This is a genomic window from Chitinophagaceae bacterium, from assembly GCA_016699815.1.
Lineage (GTDB): Bacteria > Bacteroidota > Bacteroidia > Chitinophagales > Chitinophagaceae > Ferruginibacter.
This window is the reverse complement of sequence record CP065012.1, coordinates 1,612,380-1,633,638: the sequence shown is the minus strand read 5'-3', so window position 1 is coordinate 1,633,638 and position 21,259 is coordinate 1,612,380. Positions and strand designations below refer to the sequence as shown.

23 protein-coding genes are annotated in these 21,259 nt (G+C 38.3%); 5 read left to right on the top strand and 18 right to left on the bottom strand.

Annotated elements, in window-relative coordinates:
* Window positions 1–133 precede the first annotated feature (133 nt).
* Complete coding sequence (locus IPO46_07280; GenBank protein ID QQS61947.1) at window positions 134–652, top strand: DUF5606 domain-containing protein; 519 nt, start codon at window positions 134–136, stop codon at window positions 650–652.
* Between the two features lie 55 nt (window positions 653–707).
* Window positions 708–2,438, top strand: a complete 1,731-nt coding sequence (locus tag IPO46_07275) for a M3 family oligoendopeptidase (GenBank protein QQS61946.1) — start codon at window positions 708–710, stop codon at window positions 2,436–2,438.
* Here the strand turns inward: IPO46_07275 and IPO46_07270 are convergent.
* Entirely contained in the window at window positions 2,435–3,292 is an 858-nt protein-coding gene (locus IPO46_07270) for a hypothetical protein (GenBank protein QQS61945.1), read from the bottom strand. The genes IPO46_07275 and IPO46_07270 overlap by 4 nt on opposite strands.
* 134 nt (window positions 3,293–3,426) lie before the next feature.
* Between IPO46_07270 and IPO46_07265 the strand changes: the two genes are divergently transcribed.
* Together IPO46_07265 and IPO46_07260 are read left to right on the top strand one after the other, a co-directional pair.
* The gene (locus IPO46_07265) at window positions 3,427–5,160 is read left to right on the top strand and encodes a hypothetical protein (protein QQS61944.1); all 1,734 of its coding nucleotides are present in this window, start codon (window positions 3,427–3,429) and stop codon (window positions 5,158–5,160) included.
* A gap of 2 nt (window positions 5,161–5,162) precedes the next feature.
* The gene (locus tag IPO46_07260) at window positions 5,163–5,927 is read left to right on the top strand and encodes a hypothetical protein (protein ID QQS61943.1); all 765 of its coding nucleotides are present in this window, start codon (window positions 5,163–5,165) and stop codon (window positions 5,925–5,927) included.
* A gap of 49 nt (window positions 5,928–5,976) precedes the next feature.
* Here the strand turns inward: IPO46_07260 and IPO46_07255 are convergent, their stop codons facing one another.
* The 4 genes from IPO46_07255 to obgE form a co-directional block, all read right to left on the bottom strand.
* Window positions 5,977–6,570 carry a hypothetical protein gene (locus IPO46_07255; GenBank protein ID QQS61942.1) on the bottom strand — a complete coding sequence of 198 codons (594 nt, stop codon included), beginning with the start codon at window positions 6,568–6,570 and terminating at the stop codon, window positions 5,977–5,979.
* A 2-nt stretch (window positions 6,571–6,572) separates the two neighbouring features.
* Entirely contained in the window at window positions 6,573–7,556 is a 984-nt protein-coding gene (locus tag IPO46_07250; GenBank protein QQS61941.1) for a hypothetical protein, read from the bottom strand.
* Window positions 7,557–7,631: 75 nt separating this feature from the next.
* Complete coding sequence (locus IPO46_07245; protein QQS61940.1) at window positions 7,632–8,681, bottom strand: ketoacyl-ACP synthase III; 1,050 nt, start codon at window positions 8,679–8,681, stop codon at window positions 7,632–7,634.
* A 91-nt stretch (window positions 8,682–8,772) separates the two neighbouring features.
* Complete coding sequence (obgE, locus tag IPO46_07240) at window positions 8,773–9,774, bottom strand: GTPase ObgE (protein ID QQS61939.1); 1,002 nt, start codon at window positions 9,772–9,774, stop codon at window positions 8,773–8,775.
* Window positions 9,775–9,941: 167 nt separating this feature from the next.
* On the opposite strand from obgE, the gene IPO46_07235 reads away from it, so the two are divergent.
* Window positions 9,942–10,190 (top strand): hypothetical protein, encoded by a 249-nt coding sequence (locus tag IPO46_07235; GenBank protein ID QQS64345.1) that lies wholly within the window; start codon window positions 9,942–9,944, stop codon window positions 10,188–10,190.
* 39 nt (window positions 10,191–10,229) lie between these two features.
* Here IPO46_07235 and IPO46_07230 read toward each other — a convergent pair whose 3' ends face one another.
* The 13 genes from IPO46_07230 to ligA all read right to left on the bottom strand — a co-directional run bounded on the left by IPO46_07230 (window position 10,230) and on the right by ligA (window position 21,216).
* Window positions 10,230–10,820 (bottom strand): transferase hexapeptide repeat family protein, encoded by a 591-nt coding sequence (locus tag IPO46_07230; GenBank protein ID QQS61938.1) that lies wholly within the window; start codon window positions 10,818–10,820, stop codon window positions 10,230–10,232.
* Complete coding sequence (paaI, locus tag IPO46_07225) at window positions 10,817–11,197, bottom strand: hydroxyphenylacetyl-CoA thioesterase PaaI (protein QQS64344.1); 381 nt, start codon at window positions 11,195–11,197, stop codon at window positions 10,817–10,819. Before paaI ends, IPO46_07230 begins: the two co-directional genes overlap by 4 nt.
* Before the next feature lie 111 nt (window positions 11,198–11,308).
* A complete protein-coding gene (locus tag IPO46_07220) occupies window positions 11,309–11,461 on the bottom strand; it encodes a four helix bundle protein (protein ID QQS61937.1) in 153 nt (50 codons plus the stop codon).
* Between the two features lie 139 nt (window positions 11,462–11,600).
* Window positions 11,601–12,377: an enoyl-CoA hydratase/isomerase family protein gene (locus tag IPO46_07215; GenBank protein ID QQS61936.1), complete on the bottom strand. Its 777-nt coding sequence runs from the start codon at window positions 12,375–12,377 to the stop codon at window positions 11,601–11,603.
* A gap of 18 nt (window positions 12,378–12,395) precedes the next feature.
* Entirely contained in the window at window positions 12,396–13,040 is a 645-nt protein-coding gene (locus tag IPO46_07210; GenBank protein ID QQS61935.1) for an MgtC/SapB family protein, read from the bottom strand.
* 103 nt (window positions 13,041–13,143) lie between these two features.
* Window positions 13,144–13,656, bottom strand: a complete 513-nt coding sequence (paaJ, locus tag IPO46_07205; GenBank protein ID QQS61934.1) for a phenylacetate-CoA oxygenase subunit PaaJ — start codon at window positions 13,654–13,656, stop codon at window positions 13,144–13,146.
* A 12-nt stretch (window positions 13,657–13,668) separates the two neighbouring features.
* On the bottom strand, window positions 13,669–14,421 hold the full coding sequence (paaC, locus tag IPO46_07200) for a phenylacetate-CoA oxygenase subunit PaaC (protein ID QQS64343.1): 753 nt from the start codon (window positions 14,419–14,421) through the stop codon (window positions 13,669–13,671).
* A gap of 35 nt (window positions 14,422–14,456) precedes the next feature.
* Window positions 14,457–14,822: a 1,2-phenylacetyl-CoA epoxidase subunit B gene (gene paaB / locus IPO46_07195; protein QQS61933.1), complete on the bottom strand. Its 366-nt coding sequence runs from the start codon at window positions 14,820–14,822 to the stop codon at window positions 14,457–14,459.
* Between the two features lie 28 nt (window positions 14,823–14,850).
* Window positions 14,851–15,801, bottom strand: a complete 951-nt coding sequence (gene paaA / locus IPO46_07190; protein ID QQS61932.1) for a 1,2-phenylacetyl-CoA epoxidase subunit A — start codon at window positions 15,799–15,801, stop codon at window positions 14,851–14,853.
* A gap of 356 nt (window positions 15,802–16,157) precedes the next feature.
* Window positions 16,158–17,234: a 2Fe-2S iron-sulfur cluster binding domain-containing protein gene (locus tag IPO46_07185; GenBank protein QQS61931.1), complete on the bottom strand. Its 1,077-nt coding sequence runs from the start codon at window positions 17,232–17,234 to the stop codon at window positions 16,158–16,160.
* A gap of 2 nt (window positions 17,235–17,236) precedes the next feature.
* Window positions 17,237–17,809: a TetR family transcriptional regulator gene (locus IPO46_07180; protein ID QQS61930.1), complete on the bottom strand. Its 573-nt coding sequence runs from the start codon at window positions 17,807–17,809 to the stop codon at window positions 17,237–17,239.
* Window positions 17,810–18,407: 598 nt separating this feature from the next.
* The gene (locus tag IPO46_07175) at window positions 18,408–19,070 is read right to left on the bottom strand and encodes a DUF2461 domain-containing protein (GenBank protein ID QQS61929.1); all 663 of its coding nucleotides are present in this window, start codon (window positions 19,068–19,070) and stop codon (window positions 18,408–18,410) included.
* 10 nt (window positions 19,071–19,080) lie between these two features.
* Window positions 19,081–21,216 (bottom strand): NAD-dependent DNA ligase LigA, encoded by a 2,136-nt coding sequence (ligA, locus tag IPO46_07170; GenBank protein ID QQS61928.1) that lies wholly within the window; start codon window positions 21,214–21,216, stop codon window positions 19,081–19,083.
* Between the last annotated feature and the right edge of the window lie 43 nt (window positions 21,217–21,259).

The following is a 21,259-nucleotide window of genomic DNA, read 5'->3' as shown; positions in this document are numbered from 1 at the left end:
CGCAGCATTTAAAAAAAACCGTCGGCCTCTATAGTGGCTTTCACATTTTATTAGCAAATAATAGCCCGATTCTTAAATACACCCCTTTTATTTGCATTTTTACAAGTAAATTGCAGCCTCAAATAATCAAATAATGGAATATAGGAAAATCGTATCTGTAACCGGGCTTAGCGGTTTATATGAACTGGTTTCTTCAAGGGGAGATGGCGGAGTTGTTCGCTCACTTGATGATAAAACCACAAAATTTGTGAGTAACCGCATCCATAGTTTTTCACAGCTTGAAGGAATTGAAATTTTTACCACCGATGAAAATGTAAATCTTGTAGAAATTTTTGATGCCTTTAAAGCAAGTAAAGAAGCGCTACCTGGTGCAGCGTACGACAATAAAGCTGTTAAAGCATATTTTGAAAAAGTTTATCCCAAGCTAGATTTTGAAAGGGTATATGTAAGCGACATGAAAAAAATGATTAAGTGGTATGAAATTTTAAATAAAGCTGGCGTAGAAATAAAGCGCAGTGAAGTTATTGGTCAGGATGGCCATGCCGAGCACCCTGAAAAAAATACCAATGCCACACATACGGCAGCAAACAAAACTTCAGCGCCTAAAAATGCACCCGCTAAAAAAATAAATGTTCCCCGTAAAATGGCTTAAGTAATTATATTTTTTTGTTTTACAAATTCATAGCCCCAAAAAGGGGTTTTCTTTTATGAACTACTCAGCAGACATTATAAAAAATAAGCGCCGGTTTTTACCCGAAGATTTTACACTGGGTACATGGGAAGATGTGGAACCCTATTTACAACAATTACTTAACGGGGATATAGAAAGTAAACATTTATTAGAAAACTGGCTGAAAGATTTAAGTGAGTTGGAAGCCGCTATTAGTGAAGATGCCTGCTGGAGGCAAATACGCATGACCTGCGATACCGAAAACCAGGCCCTGGAAGATGCCTACAATTTTTATTGCCTCGAAATTCAGCCAAAGATTGAACCTTTTGCCGATGCACTCAATAAAAAACTAATGGCTGCGCCTGCATTAAAGCAACTTGACCAGCAAAGATATTTTACTTACTTCCGCAACATCCGCAAAAACATTGAACTTTTTCGGGAAGAAAATATTCCGCTTCAGGCAGAAACATCGGTGCTGCAACAACAGTATGGCCAGGTTACCGGAGACATGACGGTAAACATCAATAACGAGGAATACACTTTACAGCAAGCCGCAAAATTTTTAGAATCGCCCAAAAGAGAAATCAGGGAAGCTGCCTACAGAAAAATACAGGAACGAAGGCTGCAAAGCAAGTCAGAATTAAATGAACTTTTCAATAAATTATTACAGTTACGCAACCAGCAGGCACTAAATGCTGGTTTTGCCAATTACCGGGATTACCGGTTTAAAGAATTGGGCCGCTTTGATTACACAAAAGAAGATTGTTTTAAATTTCATGAAGCCGTAAAGCAACATATCCTTCCCTTAATAAATAAAATTTATCAAAAAAAAGTAGCAAAACTTGGCCTGGAAAAATTACGACCCTGGGATTTAGATGCCGAGCCGGAAGGAACAGAACCCTTGCATCCTTTTAGTAACGGAAAAGAACTTTTGCAAAAAACCGTTATTTGTTTTAACAAACTGCATCCGTTTTTTGGGCAATGCTTATTAAAAATGGATGAAATGAAACATTTTGACTTGGACAGCCGTAAAGGAAAATCGCCAGGCGGATACAACTGCCCGCTTGCCGAAAGCGGGGCGCCTTTTATTTTTATGAATGCCGCCGGCCAAATGAACGATGTTACCACCATGCTGCATGAAGGCGGCCACGCTGTTCATTCTTTTCTTGCACATCCATTGGCATTAACCGGGTTTAAAGAATACCCCATGGAAATTGCCGAAGTGGCCAGCATGGCCATGGAGTTGATGAGTATGGATGACTGGGATAGTTTTTTTAGCAATGAAAACGAATTAAAGCGTGCAAAAATCCATCAGTTGGAAAGGGTAATTACCATTTTTCCCTGGATTGCAGTAATTGATAAGTTTCAGCATTGGTTATATGAGCGCCCGCAACATAGTATTGAAGAACGCAGCAAAGAATGGATAAATATCCTTAACGAATTTAAAGATGAAGTAACCGATTATAGTGGCCTGGAAGATTTTCGCAACAATGCCTGGCAGCGGCAACTCCATTTATTTGAAGTGCCTTTTTATTATATAGAATATGGTATTGCCCAGCTTGGCGCTATAGGCGTATGGATGCAGTTTAAACAAAACAGGCAGGCCGCAATTGAAAAATACTGCAATGCGCTTTCCCTGGGCGGAACACAAACTTTGCCCGATCTCTATAAATACGCAGGACTATCGTTTGATTTTTCCCCGGAAAAAATTAAAGTGCTGGTTGAATTTGTGCAACAGCAAATGGAAAACATCGAAGCAAATAATTAAATCTTTGCCTTTTTTTCCCTGTTTTTCAATCTATTGGTAACAATAGCAATAAATATGGGTATTAATATAGCGGTGATTATCCATTTACCCTCGTTTTTAAAAAACTGGCCGGTTTTATACATAAACCCTTCTTTACCATAAATAACCACGGGGATATTTCTTGCAGGGATATTTACCACTTCTCCATCTTTTTCAACAATATTGATAGATAGCTTCAATTCTTTTAACCCTGGTGTAAGCGGCGTGAGTTTCCATTGCCAGTAAACTTTAGAGCGCTTAGCATTTAAACTTTGCGTTTCGGAACCCTGGCCACCTATTAATTCAATATCAAAACCTTTATCGGAACTGCTGCTCATATCTATTAACCTTGCCTGCATTTTTGAACCAATTTCCATACTGGTATCAAACACAATTTTATCATCGGTGGCATTGGAGCTTTCCAGCGCATCTCTTTGTACTACTTCAAATTTTTGATTTTTTCCCAATACCAAAGTAGCTATATAGGCTTTATCTATAAGCATAGTATCATCGGCATGAAAACAGAGCAAATCTTTAAATTTTTTCTTTAGCATATTGGCCGGGAGCTTGGATACTTCTTTATTATGTACGGTAGAAATGCCGCTACTGTCCTGGTTGTTGTCTTTATAATTGTTCATTGAGCCCGGCGAAGTGTCGCCGATAATCCCAGACCTTATATTATCATCCTGTAAAATAAATTTACCCTTGGGCAATGGGGTTTCTTCAAAATTTACAAGGTTGGATGCAGGTATTTTAGCCTCGTTATTGCTGCTACATCCATAAAAAAGTATAGAAATACAGAAAAAGCAAAAAAAGCGTCTTTTTAACTGTATCATTTTAAAAAAATTAAATATTTTATTAGAATAAATTGGTTGCAAGCTATAAAAAACTATCCAAATGGATTATAATCCAAATAGGTAATTACCCATAGCTTTAACAAGTTTTTATATAAATTTTAAACTGTTTGCAAATGAAAAAGTATCTCCCTTTTATTTTATTAGGAGCCGGTTTACTTATGTCCTTCAATTCGTCAATTACCGGCTTGGTTTCACCTGCCTCTTTAGACATAAAAATATCAAAACCACCTGTAGTAATGCCGGCATTGTATAAAGTATATGCCAATGAAGATGCGCTTGAAGGCAAATACAGCCTTTTTAAAATGGTAATTACCAACAACAGCTCGGTGCCTGCAAAAAATGTAGAAGTTACGTATAAAATGAGTGGTTTTCTGGATTGGACAACGGCAAAAAAAATACCCTTAATACAACCCGGACAAACGGTGGTGGTAAATGCCTATCCAAAATTTGAGGATAAAATTGTTGAAAAAACAACCACTTCAAAAGAAACGGTGAATACGGTGGTTAAGGGTTCAAATGTTTCCGCAATAGAAAATGATTTTAGCATACCGGTAAAAGGCCGAAACGAATTTATGTACACTTTTTTACCAAGTGATGAAATTCGTACACCGGATGAATACTTTGATAATATGCAAACCGTAGCCTGCTATGTAACCCCGGAAGACCCGATTATTAAATATTTCACCCAGCAAATACAGGAGAAAGTTTTAAAAGGCGAAACAGCCTCAGTTACTAATTCCGAAAAGGAGAGTGTACGCTTTTTGCAAGGCATTTATTATGCAACGCTGGTAAGCCACATGGTGTATAGCGGCACTACAGGTGTACCGGTATCTTTAAGTGATGTAAATTCCATAGTACAAAGCATCAGGCTACCCAGGGAAGTAATATCGGGAAAAACAGGCTTATGTATAGAACTCTCCATTTTATATGCAAGCATAATGATGAGCGCAGGAATGGATCCAATAATTTATATGATCCCGGGCCATGCTTATCCCGGTTTTAAAGTTAACGGAAGCTACTATGCCATTGAAGCTACTGCAATTGGTGGAGAAGGGCTTGGCAATATTGGTACTCCTGATGCGGCATTACAACAAGGCATGAAACAGCTCGCTGAATTTTTTCAAAAAGCAAATGCCGGAGACCCAAGATATTTTGTAGTGGATGTGCGCAATGCCATTAAAAATGGCGCCCTGGCTATTGAATTAAAAGACGACCAGTTTTTAAGACAAAAAGTTGATGAAATTGCCAAGTCATTTACATCTGGTGCAATATCACAAACGCCACAGGTAAATAATGCAAATGCAGGCGGCGGTAACCAGGGCGGTGGCGGTGGTAATGATGGTGGTGGTAATGGTGGCGGTGGAAATGATGGAGGTGGAAATGGTGGTGGTGGTGGTGGAAATGGTGGCGGCTCTACTGTACCATCAGGTTATAAAGCCTATAATGGCGTGCTTAAATTTGCTTACCCCAGTTCATGGTCAGTAAAGGCCAAATCTGCACAAATACCCGAACTAAAAACAGTAATATATAGCAGGGATGGTATGGCAAATGCCGAAGTATATAGTTTCTCCGGAACCAATAGCCCCGAGGCTGCTTTAAATTACCTGAACCAATATGTTTCCAGCGCTTATGGAGGTGGGCTTCAATACCAAAAATCAGGATCAGCCGGGGGTTACCAGGTGTATAATGGCAATACCTCTATACCCAATGTGATTTCAATAAATTGGGTTGCAGCATTTAAACCACAGGGAAATAATAAATTAGCAGGTCTCATACTGGGAACCAATGCACAATCCGGCAACAAATATCAAAGTACAATTTCTAATATTTTAAACACGCTACAATAATTATGAAACAGTTTACCATAAAAATAAAAACAGCAATATTTTTTATTTTAGTGTTTTCACTTGGCTTTACTGTAAAAGTAATGGCGCAGGGCAAAAGCCCGGTTAAAACAACCATTGAAGTAGTATGCGATGATGTGGGCAACGGTGTACTTAGTGTAAGTTCAAAATATAATGCCCAGTGGTGGGACATGCTCAAGCAAATGGGAGCAACCGGCGCTTCGGTAATAAAAAATCAATTTAAAAAAGCTTTTCCAAAAAATGAATTGACAGATTTTGAAATTAAACTGGATGACCTTGAACGGACTGTTTCTGCTAAATTTAAGGTTTTAGGTATGGCAGAAATGAACAAAAAGGGAAAATGGTTTGCCGATTTATCTACCCCGGAAAATAAAGAAGCCAATATTACCAAGGTTTCCGACCAGCAATTTTTAATGATAGATGATCAAAGCGGACAAACCATGAAAATCATACTTCCCAAATCTGCTTCGGATGCCAAAATAGAAAAAGACAGTTTTGATAAAATGCTGCTTACGTACAACTCGCCTGTGCCATCCGGAACGTTCAGCAGCATTTTAAGGTATCTCGGCTTTATTTTAATTGCTGCCAGTTTATGGCTATTCTATAAAAACTTCACGGCTGCCAGGCTATCAGCCCCAAGAATTACCAGGCCGGCAACCCAGCAGCAAATATCTGATGTAAACCCCATTGATATTACGCATAATGTAAAGGAAGTACAAAAAAGGAGAAGTGATAACGATGCTTCCTGATTAAAAGGACAATAAATTTTTTTCAACTGCCATCCATTGGGTGGCATTTTTATTGTGCTTTCTTTTTAATAGCAGGTTTTATCCAACCACTGGTGAAACATGTTGAAAAAATATTGCTGGTTTTAGTTACATAAGCTGCAGCTTTTTGCAAAGATTCGGAAGCGCTTTTTAAGTTATTTACATTGTCTTCCATAGTAGAAGTAATTTCTGACAGTTTTGCAGCATTTATTTTAAGGTTATTGATGATGCTGGCATCTACCGCTCTGCACATTTCATTTTGTATTTGGTTAATATAATAAATGGCTTTTGATTTGGCATTTCTATCGGCAGCAGAAAGTAATTCATCCTGAGTATTGTTAAGGGCTATTTTTGCCTCTTCAAGCAGGGCAATACTTTTATAAGCCGAATCTATTTGCATTTGAATGGCTTTGGCCTTACTTTCTTCTGCGCTTTCACCATCTGCAGGCACATAACCCATGGCGCCATGGGCATTACCTGCTGAAGGTTTTACTTTATCATAATCTACGGCTGTATTGCCTTCATACTCTGCATTGATATCTTTTACAGTGCTGGTGCCTTTGTTTTCACATGCAGAAAACAATAACCCAATAACAAATATTTTAATAAAGCCATTTGGGCACATACTCAAAACATTTTATAGTATTTATTGTGGATGGTTTCAAAGTTGCTTATCACCAATTGCAATGAACTGTAACTATCATTTAAAATAGAAATGGCTTCAGGCAGGTTGCTGCGGCTAACATCATGGTCAAAACAAAATAAAAAAGCATCAAATGACAACAACAGGTCCTTCATGCATTTTTCCAAACGGGTTAATAAAAGGCCTGCTTCGTAATATTGAAACTGCATGTAGTTATATACCGGGATGTAGTTTCTATAATAGCTATAAGGGTTGTTGCCTGATGCCTTTTCGTATGCATTAATATTGCCTAAAAAATCTTTATAGTTTTCCCGCAAAAAAGAAGGCATAGCTACATAATCTGCTTTTAGCCTCGGAAGGTCTAAGTCAATAAAATTTTGACAAATAACTTTTACAATGGGAGTAGATGATGCTATGGCCTGCTGCAAATATTTTTTTTGCAGTGATTTAATTTTTGTGGTGCCTATTTCCTGTAAAATATTGCCAATTAAACCGCTTGCCCCAACCGAAACCGGGGTAAAAGAGTTGCTCACTTTGCCAGCAGTAAGAAAATATTTGGAAGTAAGTTTTTCAAAAGATAACTGCCAGCTGGATTTTTGGGCAATAAACCTTGATAAATAAGATTCGTTAACAAGGGCCAAAAGTAAATCTGCATAATCCCTTACAATATTATAGGCTTCTGTTATTGAATCAACAAGGTTCAAAAAAGCAATCCTGTTTTTAAAACTTTCGTCCAAATACTGTATTGCTTCATTTGCAGCACCTGTTGTAGATACAAGCCCGCTTAATTGTGCCTGCTCCGACTGTGCCTTTAAACTGTATAACCTAAAATACATATTCTCCGGCACAGCACTCACCCCTTTTAAAACTGTTGCATAATTTTCTGCAATGTTTACCTGGTTGGGTTTTATAACTGTGCAGGAAAACGACAGTGCAACCATTAAGCAAAAAATTAAAACCTTTGACATTTTGGTTGGTTTTAAACGTTAAAAGTATTGTTTTGCCTAATTTTTTATCTAATCCAAATGGATAAGTAAAATGGGTTACCACCTTACTAAAGCGCTTGCCCATGTAAAGCCGCTACCAAATGCCGCCATACAAAGCAAATCGCCTTTTTTTATCCTGCCTTGCTCCACAGCTTCACTCAGTGCAAGAGGAATGGAAGCTGCCGTAGTATTGCCGTATTTATCAATATTATTAAAAACCTTATCGTTACTTAAGCCCAGCTTTTGCTGCACAAACTGGGAAATACGCAAATTGGCCTGGTGTGGTATTAATAAATCAATATCGGAAGGTTTATACCCGTTTTTATCCAAAGCTTCCATAATTACTTCGGGAAATTTAACTACTGCTTTTTTAAAAACCGCCGGGCCATCCATATTTGGGAAATTTTGCGCTTTATCTATCATGTCATGGCTCATAAACATTTGGCCAACTTCTGCATCATCAAAATCTGCAAGGTTCTGTTCCAGCCAATAGTTTGCATGGGTTCCGGGGTTGAACATGGCCAGTATTTCTGCACTTTCGCCATCGCTGTGTAAATGTGTGCTTAATATGCCTTTTTCATTTTCTTGGGTAGGTTGTAAAACTATAGCTGCTGCGCCATCGCCAAAAATTACCGAAATATTCCGGCCTCTTGTACTAAAATCCAGTCCGAAAGAATGTTTTTCACTGCACACCAAAAGAATATTTTTATACATGCCGGTTTTTATAAACTGGTCGGCAACAGAAAGCGCATAAACAAAACCACTGCATTGGTTGCGTATATCTAAAGCGCCCACTTCTTTCATTTTTAAAGCCCTTTGCAGCAAAACGCCGCAGCCGGGAAAATAATAATCGGGGCTGAGTGTGGCAAAAATGATAAAGTCAACATCGCCGGCAGAAATACCTGCTTTATCAATGGCAATTTTAGCCGCTTCAACGCCCATTGTTGTGGTGGTTTCTCCAGTGCGGCTGGCATAGCGTCTTTCTTTAATACCGGTTCTTTCCTGTATCCATTCATCCGAAGTATCCATATACTTCAGCAACTGTTGATTGGTAATTATATTTTGGGGAACATAGTGGCCAATACCTGCTATTACAGTTTGTGGCATAAACAATCTTTTTAATTTACGTAGATATTTAACCAAATGTACTTTATTGCCCTCAAACAGGTTACCGCTTATTTCTATATCCTCCCAAAAATTAATCTTGCTTTTGGCTAAGTGTTTTCCAAAGCAAATCCTTTAATTCCATAATCCCTTTTTGGCTTATGGCTGAGAAAAAGATATGAGGGATATTTGCCGGAAGTTCATTTGATATGGCATCTCTAAGTTCGTCATCCAGCAAATCGGATTTACTGATGGCGATTATAAAATCTTTTTGCAGCATTTCCGGGTTATAGCGCTCCAGTTCGCTACGCAGTATTTCAAATTCTTTCTTATGGTCTTTACTATCTGCAGGTATTAAAAAAAGGAGGATAGAATTTCTTTCAATATGCCTTAAAAACCTGTGTCCAAGGCCTTTTCCTTCGGCAGCGCCTTCAATAATACCCGGCAAATCGGCTATACAAAAGCTTTTTCCATCCCGGTATTCTACCATACCCAACTGAGGGATGAGGGTTGTAAAAGCATAATCGGCTATTTTAGGTTTTGCAGCAGTAATCACCGAAAGCAAGGTGCTTTTACCTGCATTGGGAAAACCCACTAGTCCAACATCGGCCAAAACTTTTAACTCCAAAACCTTTATTCCTTCAACGCCGGGTTCACCTGGTTGTGCGTATTCAGGCGCCTGGTTGGTGGCAGTTTTAAAATTGCTGTTTCCCAATCCGCCACGGCCGCCCTTCATCCAAATTATTTCCTGGCCGTCGCTTAAAATTTCTGCTTCTAATTCGCCGGTATCGGCATCTCTTGCAATAGTGCCTAAAGGCACTTCTATAATAATATCTTTTCCGTTTCGGCCGGTGGAATTGTTGCCACTGCCGTTTTCGCCATTTTCGGCTAGTACATTTTTATAATAACGCAAATGGAGCAAGGTCCATAATTGGGTATTGCCTTTTAAAATTATATGGGCGCCCCTTCCACCATCGCCACCATCGGGCCCGCCTTTTGCAGTTAACTTGTTGCGTAAAAAATGACGGCTCCCTGCACCACCATGCCCGCTGCGGCAAAAAATTTTTATCTGGTCTACAAAATTTGATTTCTCCATTTTGGCAAAGGTCTGCTTTTAATAAATATATTTACTGATAATTTTTGATCATGAAAAATTTAATCTTCTTTGCCTTTATTATTTCCTCGGGATGTTGCCACTCTCAAAAAAACGTTGCCTCAACGGTAAATAAAGAAACAACAATACCGGCTTGTGTAACAAAGCTTATTCACCAATTTTCTTCCGAAGAAAAACAAAATCCGCCAAGAAAAATATTCAGCTATACATATAAAGAAAAAAAAGTTTATTACGTTACGGCTCCCTGTTGCGATAATTTTAATGATTTGTATGACGAAAATTGTAATTTACTGGGCCACCCCGATGGTGGATTTACCGGAAGGGGCGATGGAAATTTTCCCGACTTTAATGAAACCAAAACACATGAGCAATTGATTTGGGCTGACAAGAGAAAGTAGAGAAAAAAGACAAACGATAAGGGAGGAAATAGGCACCGGTTATTTTGATTCGTTCCATGGTTTATACTCCGGGAAACCCATTACTCTGCTGGCAGGTAATTCACTCAAAGGTTTGCATTCCTTTAAACTATCCCTTAAATCTTGTGGTAACTGCTGGTATAGTTTTGTTCCCCTTGTTTTCCAGTCAATCATTTCGTTGCTTACTTCCTTTATTTTTTTTGCAGGGTTGCCTACAATCAAACTTCTTGCTTCAAAATACTCATCCGCTTTAATAAAACTCAAAGCGCCCACAATACATTCCTCTCCCAGCACCACATTATCCATGATTACAGCGTTCATACCAATCAAACAATTTTTACCAATTGTTGCGCCATGTATTACAGCGCCATGGCCAATATGCGCCGCTTCTTTGAGCAACACGGTAACTCCGGGAAACATGTGAAGCGAACAATTTTCCTGAACATTACATCCATCTTCAATAATAATTTTACCCCAATCTCCACGCAAAGCAGCGCCTGGGCCTACATATACATTTTTGCCAATAATTACATTGCCCGTAACCACAGCCTGCGGATGAATAAATGAAGAAGGATGGATAACCGGCAAAATTCCTTTAAATGAGTAGATCATATAAGGGCTTTATTGGTTCTAAAACAAGTGCCTTTAAATAGTGCTACAATGTGCCCATTTTGGTTTTGGATAGTAATATGATAAAGCCCCGTACTTTTTCCATTGTGTATTTCTTTGGCTTCGGCCGTTAACATATCTCCTATATGAACGGGTTTTGTAAAATTAATAGCCGTATCTAAAGCAACCGATAATACATTGCGATTGTTGCAAGCAAAGGCAAAGCAACTATCGGCAAGGGAAAAAGCAATGCCGCCATGCACAATACCAAAGCCATTAATCATTTCATGGCGAACCAGCATTTTAATTTTGCTATACCCTTCTATAACCTCCAGCACTTCAATACCCAGCCATTGGCTGAATAAATCATGCTGCATCATGTGGGTTACTACTTGTTGTGGGGTTGAGTGAGTTGACAAATTTGATGAGTTGATTTAGTTGATAGATATAATAGTGATGATGAGGCAAGGCTAATGAATTAGTTTTTCCATTTAATGAATATAGCCATTCAACAATCGTTCAACTTCATTTATTGGGCTTCTAAAATATATGAGCCTTGCATTTGCAATATACTTACAATTGTTTGTATCAATTAACTGTTTAAGGGTTTCATTTAATGAGCCCCGGGCAATAATACCTTTCATTTGCCTGTATAGTTTTTACTAAAGCAACCGTTTTCATATATTAAATCCCCCCGGAATTCTTTCCAACCCTCCAACTCTTCAAAATTTTGAAAAGCCGTTTTAAAACTGATTAGTATTTCAAACCTTTTATCCATCAACACTACTCCCCTTTAAACACAGCAACCCTTTTTTCCAAAAATGCATTGATGCCTTCTTCATAATCTTTTGTAGCTGCTGCTTTTCGCTGAAATTTATCTTCGAGTTGCAACTGATCATAAAAATTATTTTGTAACGATTGGTTCAGCGCCTGTTTGGTATAAGCCAATCCCAGGGTGGGCATATTGGCAATTGTGGTTATTATTTTATCCGATTCTTCTTTAAAACTTTCATCACTAAAAAATTTATAAATCATACCTATTCGTTCCGCATCTTCTGCTTTAATTTTATCGCCCAGCATCATTAGGGCAGAAGCTTTTTGAAAACCAATGAGCCTGGGCAAAATAAATGTGCCGCCACTATCGGGTATTAATCCAATTTTGCTAAAAGCCTGTATAAAACTTGCAGATGCTGTTGCTACTACAATATCGCAAGCCAGGGCAATGTTTGCGCCAGCGCCGGCTGCAACGCCATTTACGCAGGCAATTACGGGTTTGTCCAGTTCCCGGATGCGGCATACAACCGGGTTATAATGTTCCGTAAGAATTTTATCTATTCCAATGGCGTTATCACCTACCAGTTCGCTAATATCCTGGCCGGAACAAAAAGCTTTTCCGCTGCCGCTAAGGGCAACGGCTTTGATGGTGGAATTTTTTCCACATTCATCCAGTACTCGCTGAAGTTCCAGCGCCATTTCCCGGTTAAATGCATTGAATTTATCGGGCCGGTTGAGGATAATATAGGCGGCATTGCCTTTAGTTTCAAAAAGAATAGAGGACATAAAAAAATTTATAATTATTTATACTTCAAAACCTGAAATAGAAATATGGTTTATTAAATATTCATCTACAAGTGTATAATTCCTGTCCGATGCACTTACACGGTAAAGATAAACTGCTTCGTTTCGGTCTTTAGATGCCTTCATACACCTGAAGCCAAATTTATTTTGTTCAAAAAAAGTTTCAATTTCTGTTCTAAAAGCCGGGCTAATATTAGAACTGTGGATGCGGTAATCTTTTACTTTGTGAAAACGTTCAAAATAACGCTGTACTGGTTCTAAAATAAATAATACAATTACCACAATTGCCGCTACCACAATGGTAAGCGGATAGTTATGGAAGCCAATTGCCATACCTAAAGCTGCCGTTACCCAAATTAAGGCTGCGGTAGTAATGCCATTTATAGAAATGCCTTCTTTAAAAATTACCCCGGCGCCTATAAAACCAATACCGGTTACAATGTTACTGGCAATCCTGTCTGCACTGCCGCTATCGGATTCTTTTGATAAAATGGTAAAAAGGCAGGAGCCCACACAAATTAAAATCATGGTCCTAAAACCGGCAGGTTTGCTCCTAAATTCCCTTTCAATACCAATAATGGCACCTATTACAAAGGCAAAAACTACCTGGCCAATTTCGGCAAGGTATAAAGTAATTAATTCCATAAACCCGTTAGAATTGTAATAATAAAGTTTTTTTGCAACAGCAAATTACAACAAACATGAATGTAATTTTAAGAATAGTAAAAGTAAACTTTTGCAGGCTTAGTTAGTGGCATTTAAAATAGTCAAAGGGTTCTTTACAGTGGAGGCATTGATACAGTGCTTTACATGCTGTGCTCCCAAATTCACTTATTCTTTGGGTATGATATGAGTTACAGCGTGGGCATTGTATGGCTTCGTTTGCTGCAAATAAATCCTGCTGGCAAACCTGTTGCTTTTGATTGGGTGGCGCTATGCCATAAGCTTTTAGTTTTTGTTTTCCGGCTTCGCTCATCCAATCGGTTGTCCATGCAGGAGAAAGGATACTTTTAATATCCACTTTTTTAATGCCTTCGCTCAAAAGTTCCATGCGGATTTGTGTTGCAATCATATCCATTGCAGGGCAACCAGAATAGGTAGGTGTAATGGAAACCTGCACGCCTGTATCATCGGCAATAACTTCTCTTACAATGCCCAAATCGAGAATGGTTAAAACAGGCACTTCGGGGTCAGTAATTCTTGCAAGTATTTGCCATATCCTATTTTCCAATTGTTTAATATCTATCGTTTGCTTTTGCACTAAAAATTTAGTTTACCATTCTGCCCCAGGATAGGTTCTTTGCAAATACTGCATTTCGGCCAGAATATATCCCAAATGCTCTGTATGAATTCCCTGCTTGCCACCGCTTTGCATAAGCATTTGCATATCGGGAACAGCAAGGGTTGCTTCGCTCAAAACAGCATGTATTTTTTGTTGCCATTTATCTTTTATTCCTTTCAAATCAATTTCATCTTCAAAATCTGCAGCAACAAACATTTCGCCGGTAAAAGGCCATAGGTAAGTTAAAGCATTTTTAATGCGTTGATTACTTTCTTCTGTTCCGTCACCAAGCCTTATTACCCACTCGCTGCTCCAGCGCAAAAGATAGTTGGTTTCTTTTAAAGATTTTTGGGCAATAGCTGCAATGCGATCGTATTTGCTGTGCTGCAATTGGGTGTATAATAATTGCGTATATGCACTAAAGAAAAATAACTTAAGGATGCTTTGTGCCCAATCTCCGTTTGGCAATTCGCATAGTAATAAGTTTTTAAATTCCCTTTCTGTTCTTAAATTGGCAAGGCTGTCTTCTGTTGCTTCAATTGGTTGCCTGGCTGATTGGTTTATTAGCGATGCTGCGTATTGATAAAAATTTCTTGCCTGGCCCAAGAGGTCAAGGGTAATATTGGTAATAGCAATATCCTGCTCCAATACTGGCCCGTGGCCGCACCATTCTGCATTGCGTTGTGCAAGGATTAGATTGGTATCGGCCATAAATAAAACATAATTCAATTTATTTTGGCTCATCATTAAAAATTATCAATTGAATAATTATCCATCAATTACATATGCTTTACTGCATCGGGTAAATTGTAAAAAGTAGGGTGCCGGTACACTTTATCTTCTGCAGGGTCAAAAAAACTTTCGGCTTCATCGGGGTTGCTGGCATGTATCTGTTTACTTTCAACCACCCAAATGCTGATACCTTCCTGCCTCCTGGTATAAACATCTCTTGCATTTTCAATTGCCATAGTTGCATCTGCGGCATGCAGACTGCCGGCGTGTTTATGGTCCAGCCCTTGTTTGCTGCGGATAAACACTTCCCAAAGCGGCCAGTTTGCAACATCGGGCTTTGTTTCGTAATTACTGCTGCCTGCTTTTTCTTCGGGAATATCGCCGTAGAAATATTTGTTTATTTTGAAACTCATGATTTTAAATAATTTTAAGTTCTATTACTTATGCTACCTGCTCCTTTACATTTGGGGTTGCTTTTTTTGAGGCATACGCCATTGCTGCTTCTCGCACCCATGCTCCGTTTTCGTGGGCCTTGCGCCTTGCATCCAGCCGTTGTTTATTGCATGGGCCGTTGCCTTTTACCACATTCCAAAATTCATCCCAGTTTATTTCGCCAAAATCGAAATGCTTTCTTTCTTCGTTCCATTTTAGTTCGGCATCGGGCAGTGTCATTCCTAATAGCTTCACCTGCTCCGCAATCATATCTACAAACTGCTGCCTAAGTTCATCGTTTGTTTTTCTTTTAATTTTCCATTTCATGCTTTGGTCGCTGTTGGTACTTTCGCTGTCTTTTGGGCCAAACATCATAAGGCTTGGCCACCACCAGCGGTTAATGGCATCCTGGCACATGGCTTTTTGCTCTGCTGTTCCTTTAGATAAAACCAAAAGGCTTTCAAAACCCTGGCGTTGGTGAAAACTTTCTTCTTTGCAAATACGTACCATACCTCTTGCATAAGGCCCGTAACTGGTGCGGCAAAGCATTACCTGGTTTAAAATTGCGGCGCCATCTACCAGCCAGCCTATTGCACCCATATCTGCCCAGGTAATTGTAGGGTAATTAAAAATAGAAGAATATTTTGCTTTGCCGCTATGTAAATCGTCAATCATTTGCGCCCTATCCATTCCCAGTGTTTCGGCAGCGCAATATAAATACAGGCCATGGCCTGCTTCATCCTGAACCTTGGCAATAAGTATGGCTTTGCGTTTTAAAGAAGGTGCCCGTGTTATCCAGTTTCCTTCAGGCAACATGCCTACAATTTCGCTATGTGCGTGCTGGCTTATTTGCCTAAGGTTGGTTTTACGGTATGCATCAGGCATCCAGTCTTTGGGTTCAATTTTTATTTCTTTGTCAATGCTGGACTGAAAATGTGCTTCTAAATTTTGTATACTCATTTGAATATTTTGGCCTACAAATGTAAACAATAACTAATGATTGTTAGTTTTTAAAAATTCCGATGAATCAATTTCTTTGTTGAATAATAGGCCTATATGAATTCGCATAAACATAATATTTTGATATTGCGCAGGGATGCTATTTTTTTAGAAAAAAATTGATTGCTAAATATTAATTTGTTTTAAACCATACCTTATATAATCGTTTATTAGCGGACAATTTCTCTACTGCTGTTCCCCAAAATAAATTTTAAAATTTGTTGACGGATCATACTTTTCGGGGCATGACTGATTATAAAATCTTAGTTCTTCTTCATACAAGCGATAAGGCCTGCCATAATGGTAGGCTTTATTTTTTATTTTACATCATAATCCACAACTACGTTTTCGGTAATGGGATGGCTTTGGCAGGTGAGGATAAATCCCTGTTCTACTTCATCGGGCTCCAATGCATAATTTACATCCATTTTTACGTTACCGCTTACCAGTTTTGCTTTACAGGTACTGCAAACGCCGCCTTTGCAAGCAAAGGGAAGATCTGCACCCTGGGCTAAAGCTGCTGCTAAAATACTTTTTCCTTTGGTGCTTAAATCAAATGAAAAACTTCGGCCATCTACCTTTACGGTAATATTGCTTTTGGGTTTTGTTTCATCTTGTATATTGGCATCAGGCAAAGTATTCAGGTTTTGTTTTTGCCCGGGTGTTGTAAACAGTTCAAAATGAAGTTTACTTCTCTCCAGCCTGTTTTTTTCTAAAAATTCAACGGTTGAAAAAATCATATCCTCGGGGCCGCAAATGTACACACTGTCAAATTTTGAAAAGTCAATCATGGGTTGCAGCTCTGCTAATTTTGCCGGGTTTATCCTGCCGTAATTTAATGGAACTTCGGTTTTTTCCCTGCTCAGGATATGTATCAAATTAAAACGGCCCATAAATTTATTTTTAAGCGATTCCAGCTCTTCAAAAAACATAATGGAACCCCGGCTTTTATTGCCGTATATCAATGTAAAAGAACTTTCGGGTTGTTGCTTGATGGTATGCTTTATTATTGAGAGTACAGGCGTAATACCGCTACCAGCCGCAATAGCCAGGTAATTACCAAAACCTTTTTTAAGGCGTGCATTAAATTTTCCTACCGGCGGCAGCACTTCCAGTACATCTCCAGCTTTTAACGTTTGTGCAAAAGTTGAAAACTTGCCGGCAAAAGCCAATTTTACTGCAACTTTAATTTCATTTTCATATGGCGCTGTGCATAAGGAATAAGACCGCCTTATTTCTTCCCCGTTAACCACTGCTTTTAAGGTAATATTTTGCCCTTCGGTATACAAAAATTCAGGCGCAATTTTTTCAGGAATTTCAAAAATTATAGAAACGCTTTCCGCTGTTTCCAGAATTACCTTCTTAATTTTTAATAGATGAAAATGTGCTGCCATTGTTACTGTATTAATCCAAATAATAAATGATTGATAATATTTTCTTCGATTTCTTTATTGCTCAAAATATTTTCTTTTCGCTTCCAGTACTCTATGCCACGAATGGTATAAAGGATGCTGAGCGCTGCAACTTTGGGATGAATAGTTTTAAATGCTTTTAATTTGACTCCTTCAGCAATAAGTTCTATCATAAAATTCTCATACGCCTGCCTTTGTAAAATAAACTGTTTCAAAAAAGGCCCTTTCAATTGCTTCCACTCATGGTTGGCAACAAAAACTTCATTAAAATCTGTTGTGATTTTTCGTATATGCAGTTTTATGAGTAGTTCCAGTTTTTGAGAAACGGTTTCTGAACTGTTCTTAACACGGTACCAATGGGCCGTAAAATCATCGCCTACGGCAAAACAAATACTTTGCAGCAGTTGAGCCTTTCCGGTAATATGGTTGTACAGGCTTGGTGCTTCCACGCCAAGTTCTGCAGCAATATGCTGCATACTAGTGGAGGTAAAGCCATTCTTTCTGAAAAGCATTGCCGCTTTTTTACTTTCCTTTTTGCCGGCTTTTATTTTTGCCATTTTTACCAGATCTGCTACAAAACTAATGGTAATTAGTTTTGCAGGTTCTAAATAAGCGCAAATTAAACCCCTCTTAAGGTACTAGTAAGCTATAAATTTAATAATTACTTTAAATTATTATGAAAATATTCACTATGATGGGCTATTTCCAGTTATTGTTAAAACTGCTATTCAAGCAGCACGGATGAAGCTTTAAGCATAGTGGCCTTGCCAACGGATATGAGTAATATAGATAGGTTATAGTAAAAAAGCGCCCTATTACTGGTATAGTCAATACAAAATTTACCTCAATGAATTTGCAAAAAAAGATACAAAAGAAAAATTGAGCAAAAAAAAGGCAAAAAAATTATTATAATAAAATATTTATTATAATTTTACAGTCACCCTCTATAAAACGATTATTTCCAATTCTATCTTATCTGAAGCCCTTCAAAAGAGCATACTTCTCTATTCCAAACTTCCAGTAAAAAATCACCCCAAAAGGCCAAAGATTTTTGTTTCGTTTTGTTTAATATAGTTATACTTTACCTCGTAAAGATTTTTTCTTGTGGTTTCAGAGGTAAGCAAGGCCGGTGATTTTTATCACTGGCCATTTTTTTTAATCCAGGGCTTTATTAATAAAATTTACGAGTGGTAATGCGGCGCCAAAAACATCGGCAACCTGTTTGGAGAAAGTTTTTTTTACAATATCGGCATCGCTTATTGTGCAGGTAACAATAAAACTTTTCAATTTTATCCATTCAATTGCGGGGTTATCGTCGTTATAGCCTTTTGGCGGACGGGAAAGCTTATTCTCTGTGACAAGGCCATTGAAAAAATGTTTTTTAAACTTTGCATTTTTCAGCAATAATTTAAACCCGGGCAAGTTGTAATCTATTTCCTGCCGTATTTTTGCCAGCACTTCGGGCAATGGTTGCCATATTCCCACACCAATAAAACTTTTTCCGGGTTCTATATGCAGGTAATATCCTGCTCCTTCGCCCTTTTTTCCATCTTTATTAAAATAAGCAGCAAGGTTATTTTTATAAGGCCGCTTATCGGCGCTAAATCTTACATCCCTGTTGATGCGAAAAACACAATTTTTATGTTGCAGGTTTTGCAAATTTGCATCAAACCTGGCAGCATTATCCAATACTTGCTGAACCAGGTTTATAAAATCTTCTTTTACTTTTTCATATTCCTGCCGATGGTTATCAAACCAGGGTTTATTGTTATTGGAACGTAATTGTTTTAAAAATCTTAGCGTTGACTGTTGCAACATATAAATAATTTTATTTGGCCTGAATCATTTGTAAAAAATCTTCTTCTGTTAAAATTTTTACCGAGCTTATTTTTTTTGCTTTCTCCAACTTGCTCCCTGCTTCGGCGCCTACTACCAGGTAATTTAATTTACTGCTTACACTGCCTAAAATTTTACCACCGTTTTTTTCTACCAGTTCTTCGGCTTCGGTACGTTTCATTTTTTCCAGTGTGCCGGTAAATAAAAAAGTTTGGCCTGTAAGGTTACCGCTTTTAGTTGCTTTTGCTGCACTCATATTTAAGCCCAACTCCTGAAGGGAATACAGCATTTTAATATTGTCTAAATTTTTAAAAAAATCGAAAATGCTGGATGCTACTTTTACCCCAATATCATCCAGCTGCTGCAATTTTTCCAAGCTATATGCACTTAAGTCAAAAATATTATTTACTGCCTGCGCCAGTGATTTGGCCGTAGTTTCGCCCACATACCGTATGCCCAAAGCATAAATAAACCTGTGCAAAGGTTGTTGCTTACTGTTTTCAATAGCGGTTTGCAGGTTTTCAATAGATTTTGTACCAAAGCCTTCCAGCGATTTTACTGCTTCAAAAGGAAATTGGTAAATATCAGAAACAGATTTTAATAAGCCAAGCTGATAAAACTTTCGGATGTTGGCATCTCCTAAACTACGAATATCCATTGCATTTTTGCCGGCAAAATGAATAATGCGTTCCACTACCTGTGCTTCGCAATTTATATTGGTGCAACGCCAAACGGCTTCATCCTGCGCTTTGTACAGTTGTTCTTTACATACTGGACATTTTTTGGGGAAAATTATTTTCTTTTCATTTCCGTCCCTTAGTTCGGGTAATGATTTTACAATTTGGGGAATTACATCGCCGCTTCTTTCAATAAGAATAGCGTCGCCAAGCATTAAGTTTTTTTCTTTAATATACTCTTCGTTATGAATGGATATGCTGCTTACCGTAACGCCTCCTACCTGCACCGGTTGTATTTTTGCTACCGGTGTTACGGCGCCTGTTCTCCCTACCTGGAAATCCACTAAAATTAATTTGCTTGTAGCCTGCCTTGCTTTAAATTTAAACGCAATTGCCCATCGGGGATGGTGCGACGTCATGCCCAGTTTCTCCTGTAAATTCAAATCGTTAACCTTTATCACCATTCCATCTATTTCATAAGGCAGGCTATCTCTTTTTTCTTCGTATGCCTGAATATGTTCCGTTACTGCATCAATTCCTTCCACAACTGTCATTTCAGCTTTTGGGCTGCGGAAGCCAAGGTTCCAAAGCATTTCCAGCATTGTGCTATGGGTTGCAGGTTTGCTATTTAAAGCCTTCTCCATTTTTTTACCGTTAAGGGTAAAGGGTAAATTATAAGCTGTAAAATAGCTAACGTGGTATAAAAAAGCCTCAAGGTTTCTTTTTCTTACTTCAGCCGTTTCCTTAATACGCAGGCTACCTGCGGCGGCATTTCTTGGGTTGGCCAGGGGCGGCAAGCCCTCTTCCATAAGCCCGTCGTTATATTTTTTAAAATTATTTTTATTCATCAAAACTTCGCCCCTTATTTCAATTTGAGCAATACCATAGTTGCTGAATAAAGCCGATAAGGGTAACGATTTTATTTGTCTGATATTGGGTGTAATATCATCTCCTGTTTCGCCATCTCCACGGGTAACGCCATGCATCAATAAATCGTTTTCATAAATAACAGAAATGCTTGCTCCGTCAAATTTTGGTTCCACACAATATTCAATACTGCTTAAGCCGCTTAATTCCCTGGCTTTCCTGTCCCAGTCCAAAAGGTCTTCTGCATTATAAGAATTTTCCAACGAAAGCATGGGAACAAGGTGTTGTCTTTTGGGGAAGTCTTTAATAAAAGCAACGCCAACCCTTTGCGTAGGAGAGTTCGGGGTAATAGAAGATGGATTATCTTTCTCGTAATTTTCGAGTAGTTTATAAAGAAGATCATACTCAGCATCGGCCAAATGCGGATTATTTAAAACATAATAGCGATATTCATGAAAACGTAATACATTGCGCAAGTTATCAATACCTGCCGCAATTTTTTCATTAATGGTTTTGCTGTCTATAAATGCAAGCCATTGCTGGGTTTGCTGCTGTAATATTTTTGATTCGCTTTGGTTGTACATTGCTTTAACTCCTTCTGCTCAAAGTTAATTATAAAGCAACTTA

Bases quoted from the DNA above. Each gene is read 5' to 3' on its own strand.
- IPO46_07280 (QQS61947.1), top strand. From the start codon at position 134: ATGGAATATAGGAAAATCGTATCTGTAACCGGGCTTAGCGGTTTATAT.
- IPO46_07275 (QQS61946.1), top strand. From the start codon at position 708: ATGAACTACTCAGCAGACATTATAAAAAATAAGCGCCGGTTTTTACCC.
- IPO46_07270 (QQS61945.1), bottom strand. From the start codon at position 3,292: ATGATACAGTTAAAAAGACGCTTTTTTTGCTTTTTCTGTATTTCTATA.
- IPO46_07265 (QQS61944.1), top strand. From the start codon at position 3,427: ATGAAAAAGTATCTCCCTTTTATTTTATTAGGAGCCGGTTTACTTATG.
- IPO46_07260 (QQS61943.1), top strand. From the start codon at position 5,163: ATGAAACAGTTTACCATAAAAATAAAAACAGCAATATTTTTTATTTTA.
- IPO46_07255 (QQS61942.1), bottom strand. From the start codon at position 6,570: ATGTGCCCAAATGGCTTTATTAAAATATTTGTTATTGGGTTATTGTTT.
- IPO46_07250 (QQS61941.1), bottom strand. From the start codon at position 7,556: ATGTCAAAGGTTTTAATTTTTTGCTTAATGGTTGCACTGTCGTTTTCC.
- IPO46_07245 (QQS61940.1), bottom strand. From the start codon at position 8,681: ATGCCACAAACTGTAATAGCAGGTATTGGCCACTATGTTCCCCAAAAT.
- obgE (QQS61939.1), bottom strand. From the start codon at position 9,774: ATGGAGAAATCAAATTTTGTAGACCAGATAAAAATTTTTTGCCGCAGC.
- IPO46_07230 (QQS61938.1), bottom strand. From the start codon at position 10,820: ATGATCTACTCATTTAAAGGAATTTTGCCGGTTATCCATCCTTCTTCA.
- paaI (QQS64344.1), bottom strand. From the start codon at position 11,197: ATGATGCAGCATGATTTATTCAGCCAATGGCTGGGTATTGAAGTGCTG.
- IPO46_07220 (QQS61937.1), bottom strand. From the start codon at position 11,461: ATGAAAGGTATTATTGCCCGGGGCTCATTAAATGAAACCCTTAAACAG.
- IPO46_07215 (QQS61936.1), bottom strand. From the start codon at position 12,377: ATGTCCTCTATTCTTTTTGAAACTAAAGGCAATGCCGCCTATATTATC.
- IPO46_07210 (QQS61935.1), bottom strand. From the start codon at position 13,040: ATGGAATTAATTACTTTATACCTTGCCGAAATTGGCCAGGTAGTTTTT.
- paaC (QQS64343.1), bottom strand. From the start codon at position 14,421: ATGAGCCAAAATAAATTGAATTATGTTTTATTTATGGCCGATACCAAT.
- paaB (QQS61933.1), bottom strand. From the start codon at position 14,822: ATGAGTTTCAAAATAAACAAATATTTCTACGGCGATATTCCCGAAGAA.
- paaA (QQS61932.1), bottom strand. From the start codon at position 15,801: ATGAGTATACAAAATTTAGAAGCACATTTTCAGTCCAGCATTGACAAA.
- IPO46_07185 (QQS61931.1), bottom strand. From the start codon at position 17,234: ATGGCAGCACATTTTCATCTATTAAAAATTAAGAAGGTAATTCTGGAA.
- IPO46_07180 (QQS61930.1), bottom strand. From the start codon at position 17,809: ATGGCAAAAATAAAAGCCGGCAAAAAGGAAAGTAAAAAAGCGGCAATG.
- IPO46_07175 (QQS61929.1), bottom strand. From the start codon at position 19,070: ATGTTGCAACAGTCAACGCTAAGATTTTTAAAACAATTACGTTCCAAT.
- ligA (QQS61928.1), bottom strand. From the start codon at position 21,216: ATGTACAACCAAAGCGAATCAAAAATATTACAGCAGCAAACCCAGCAA.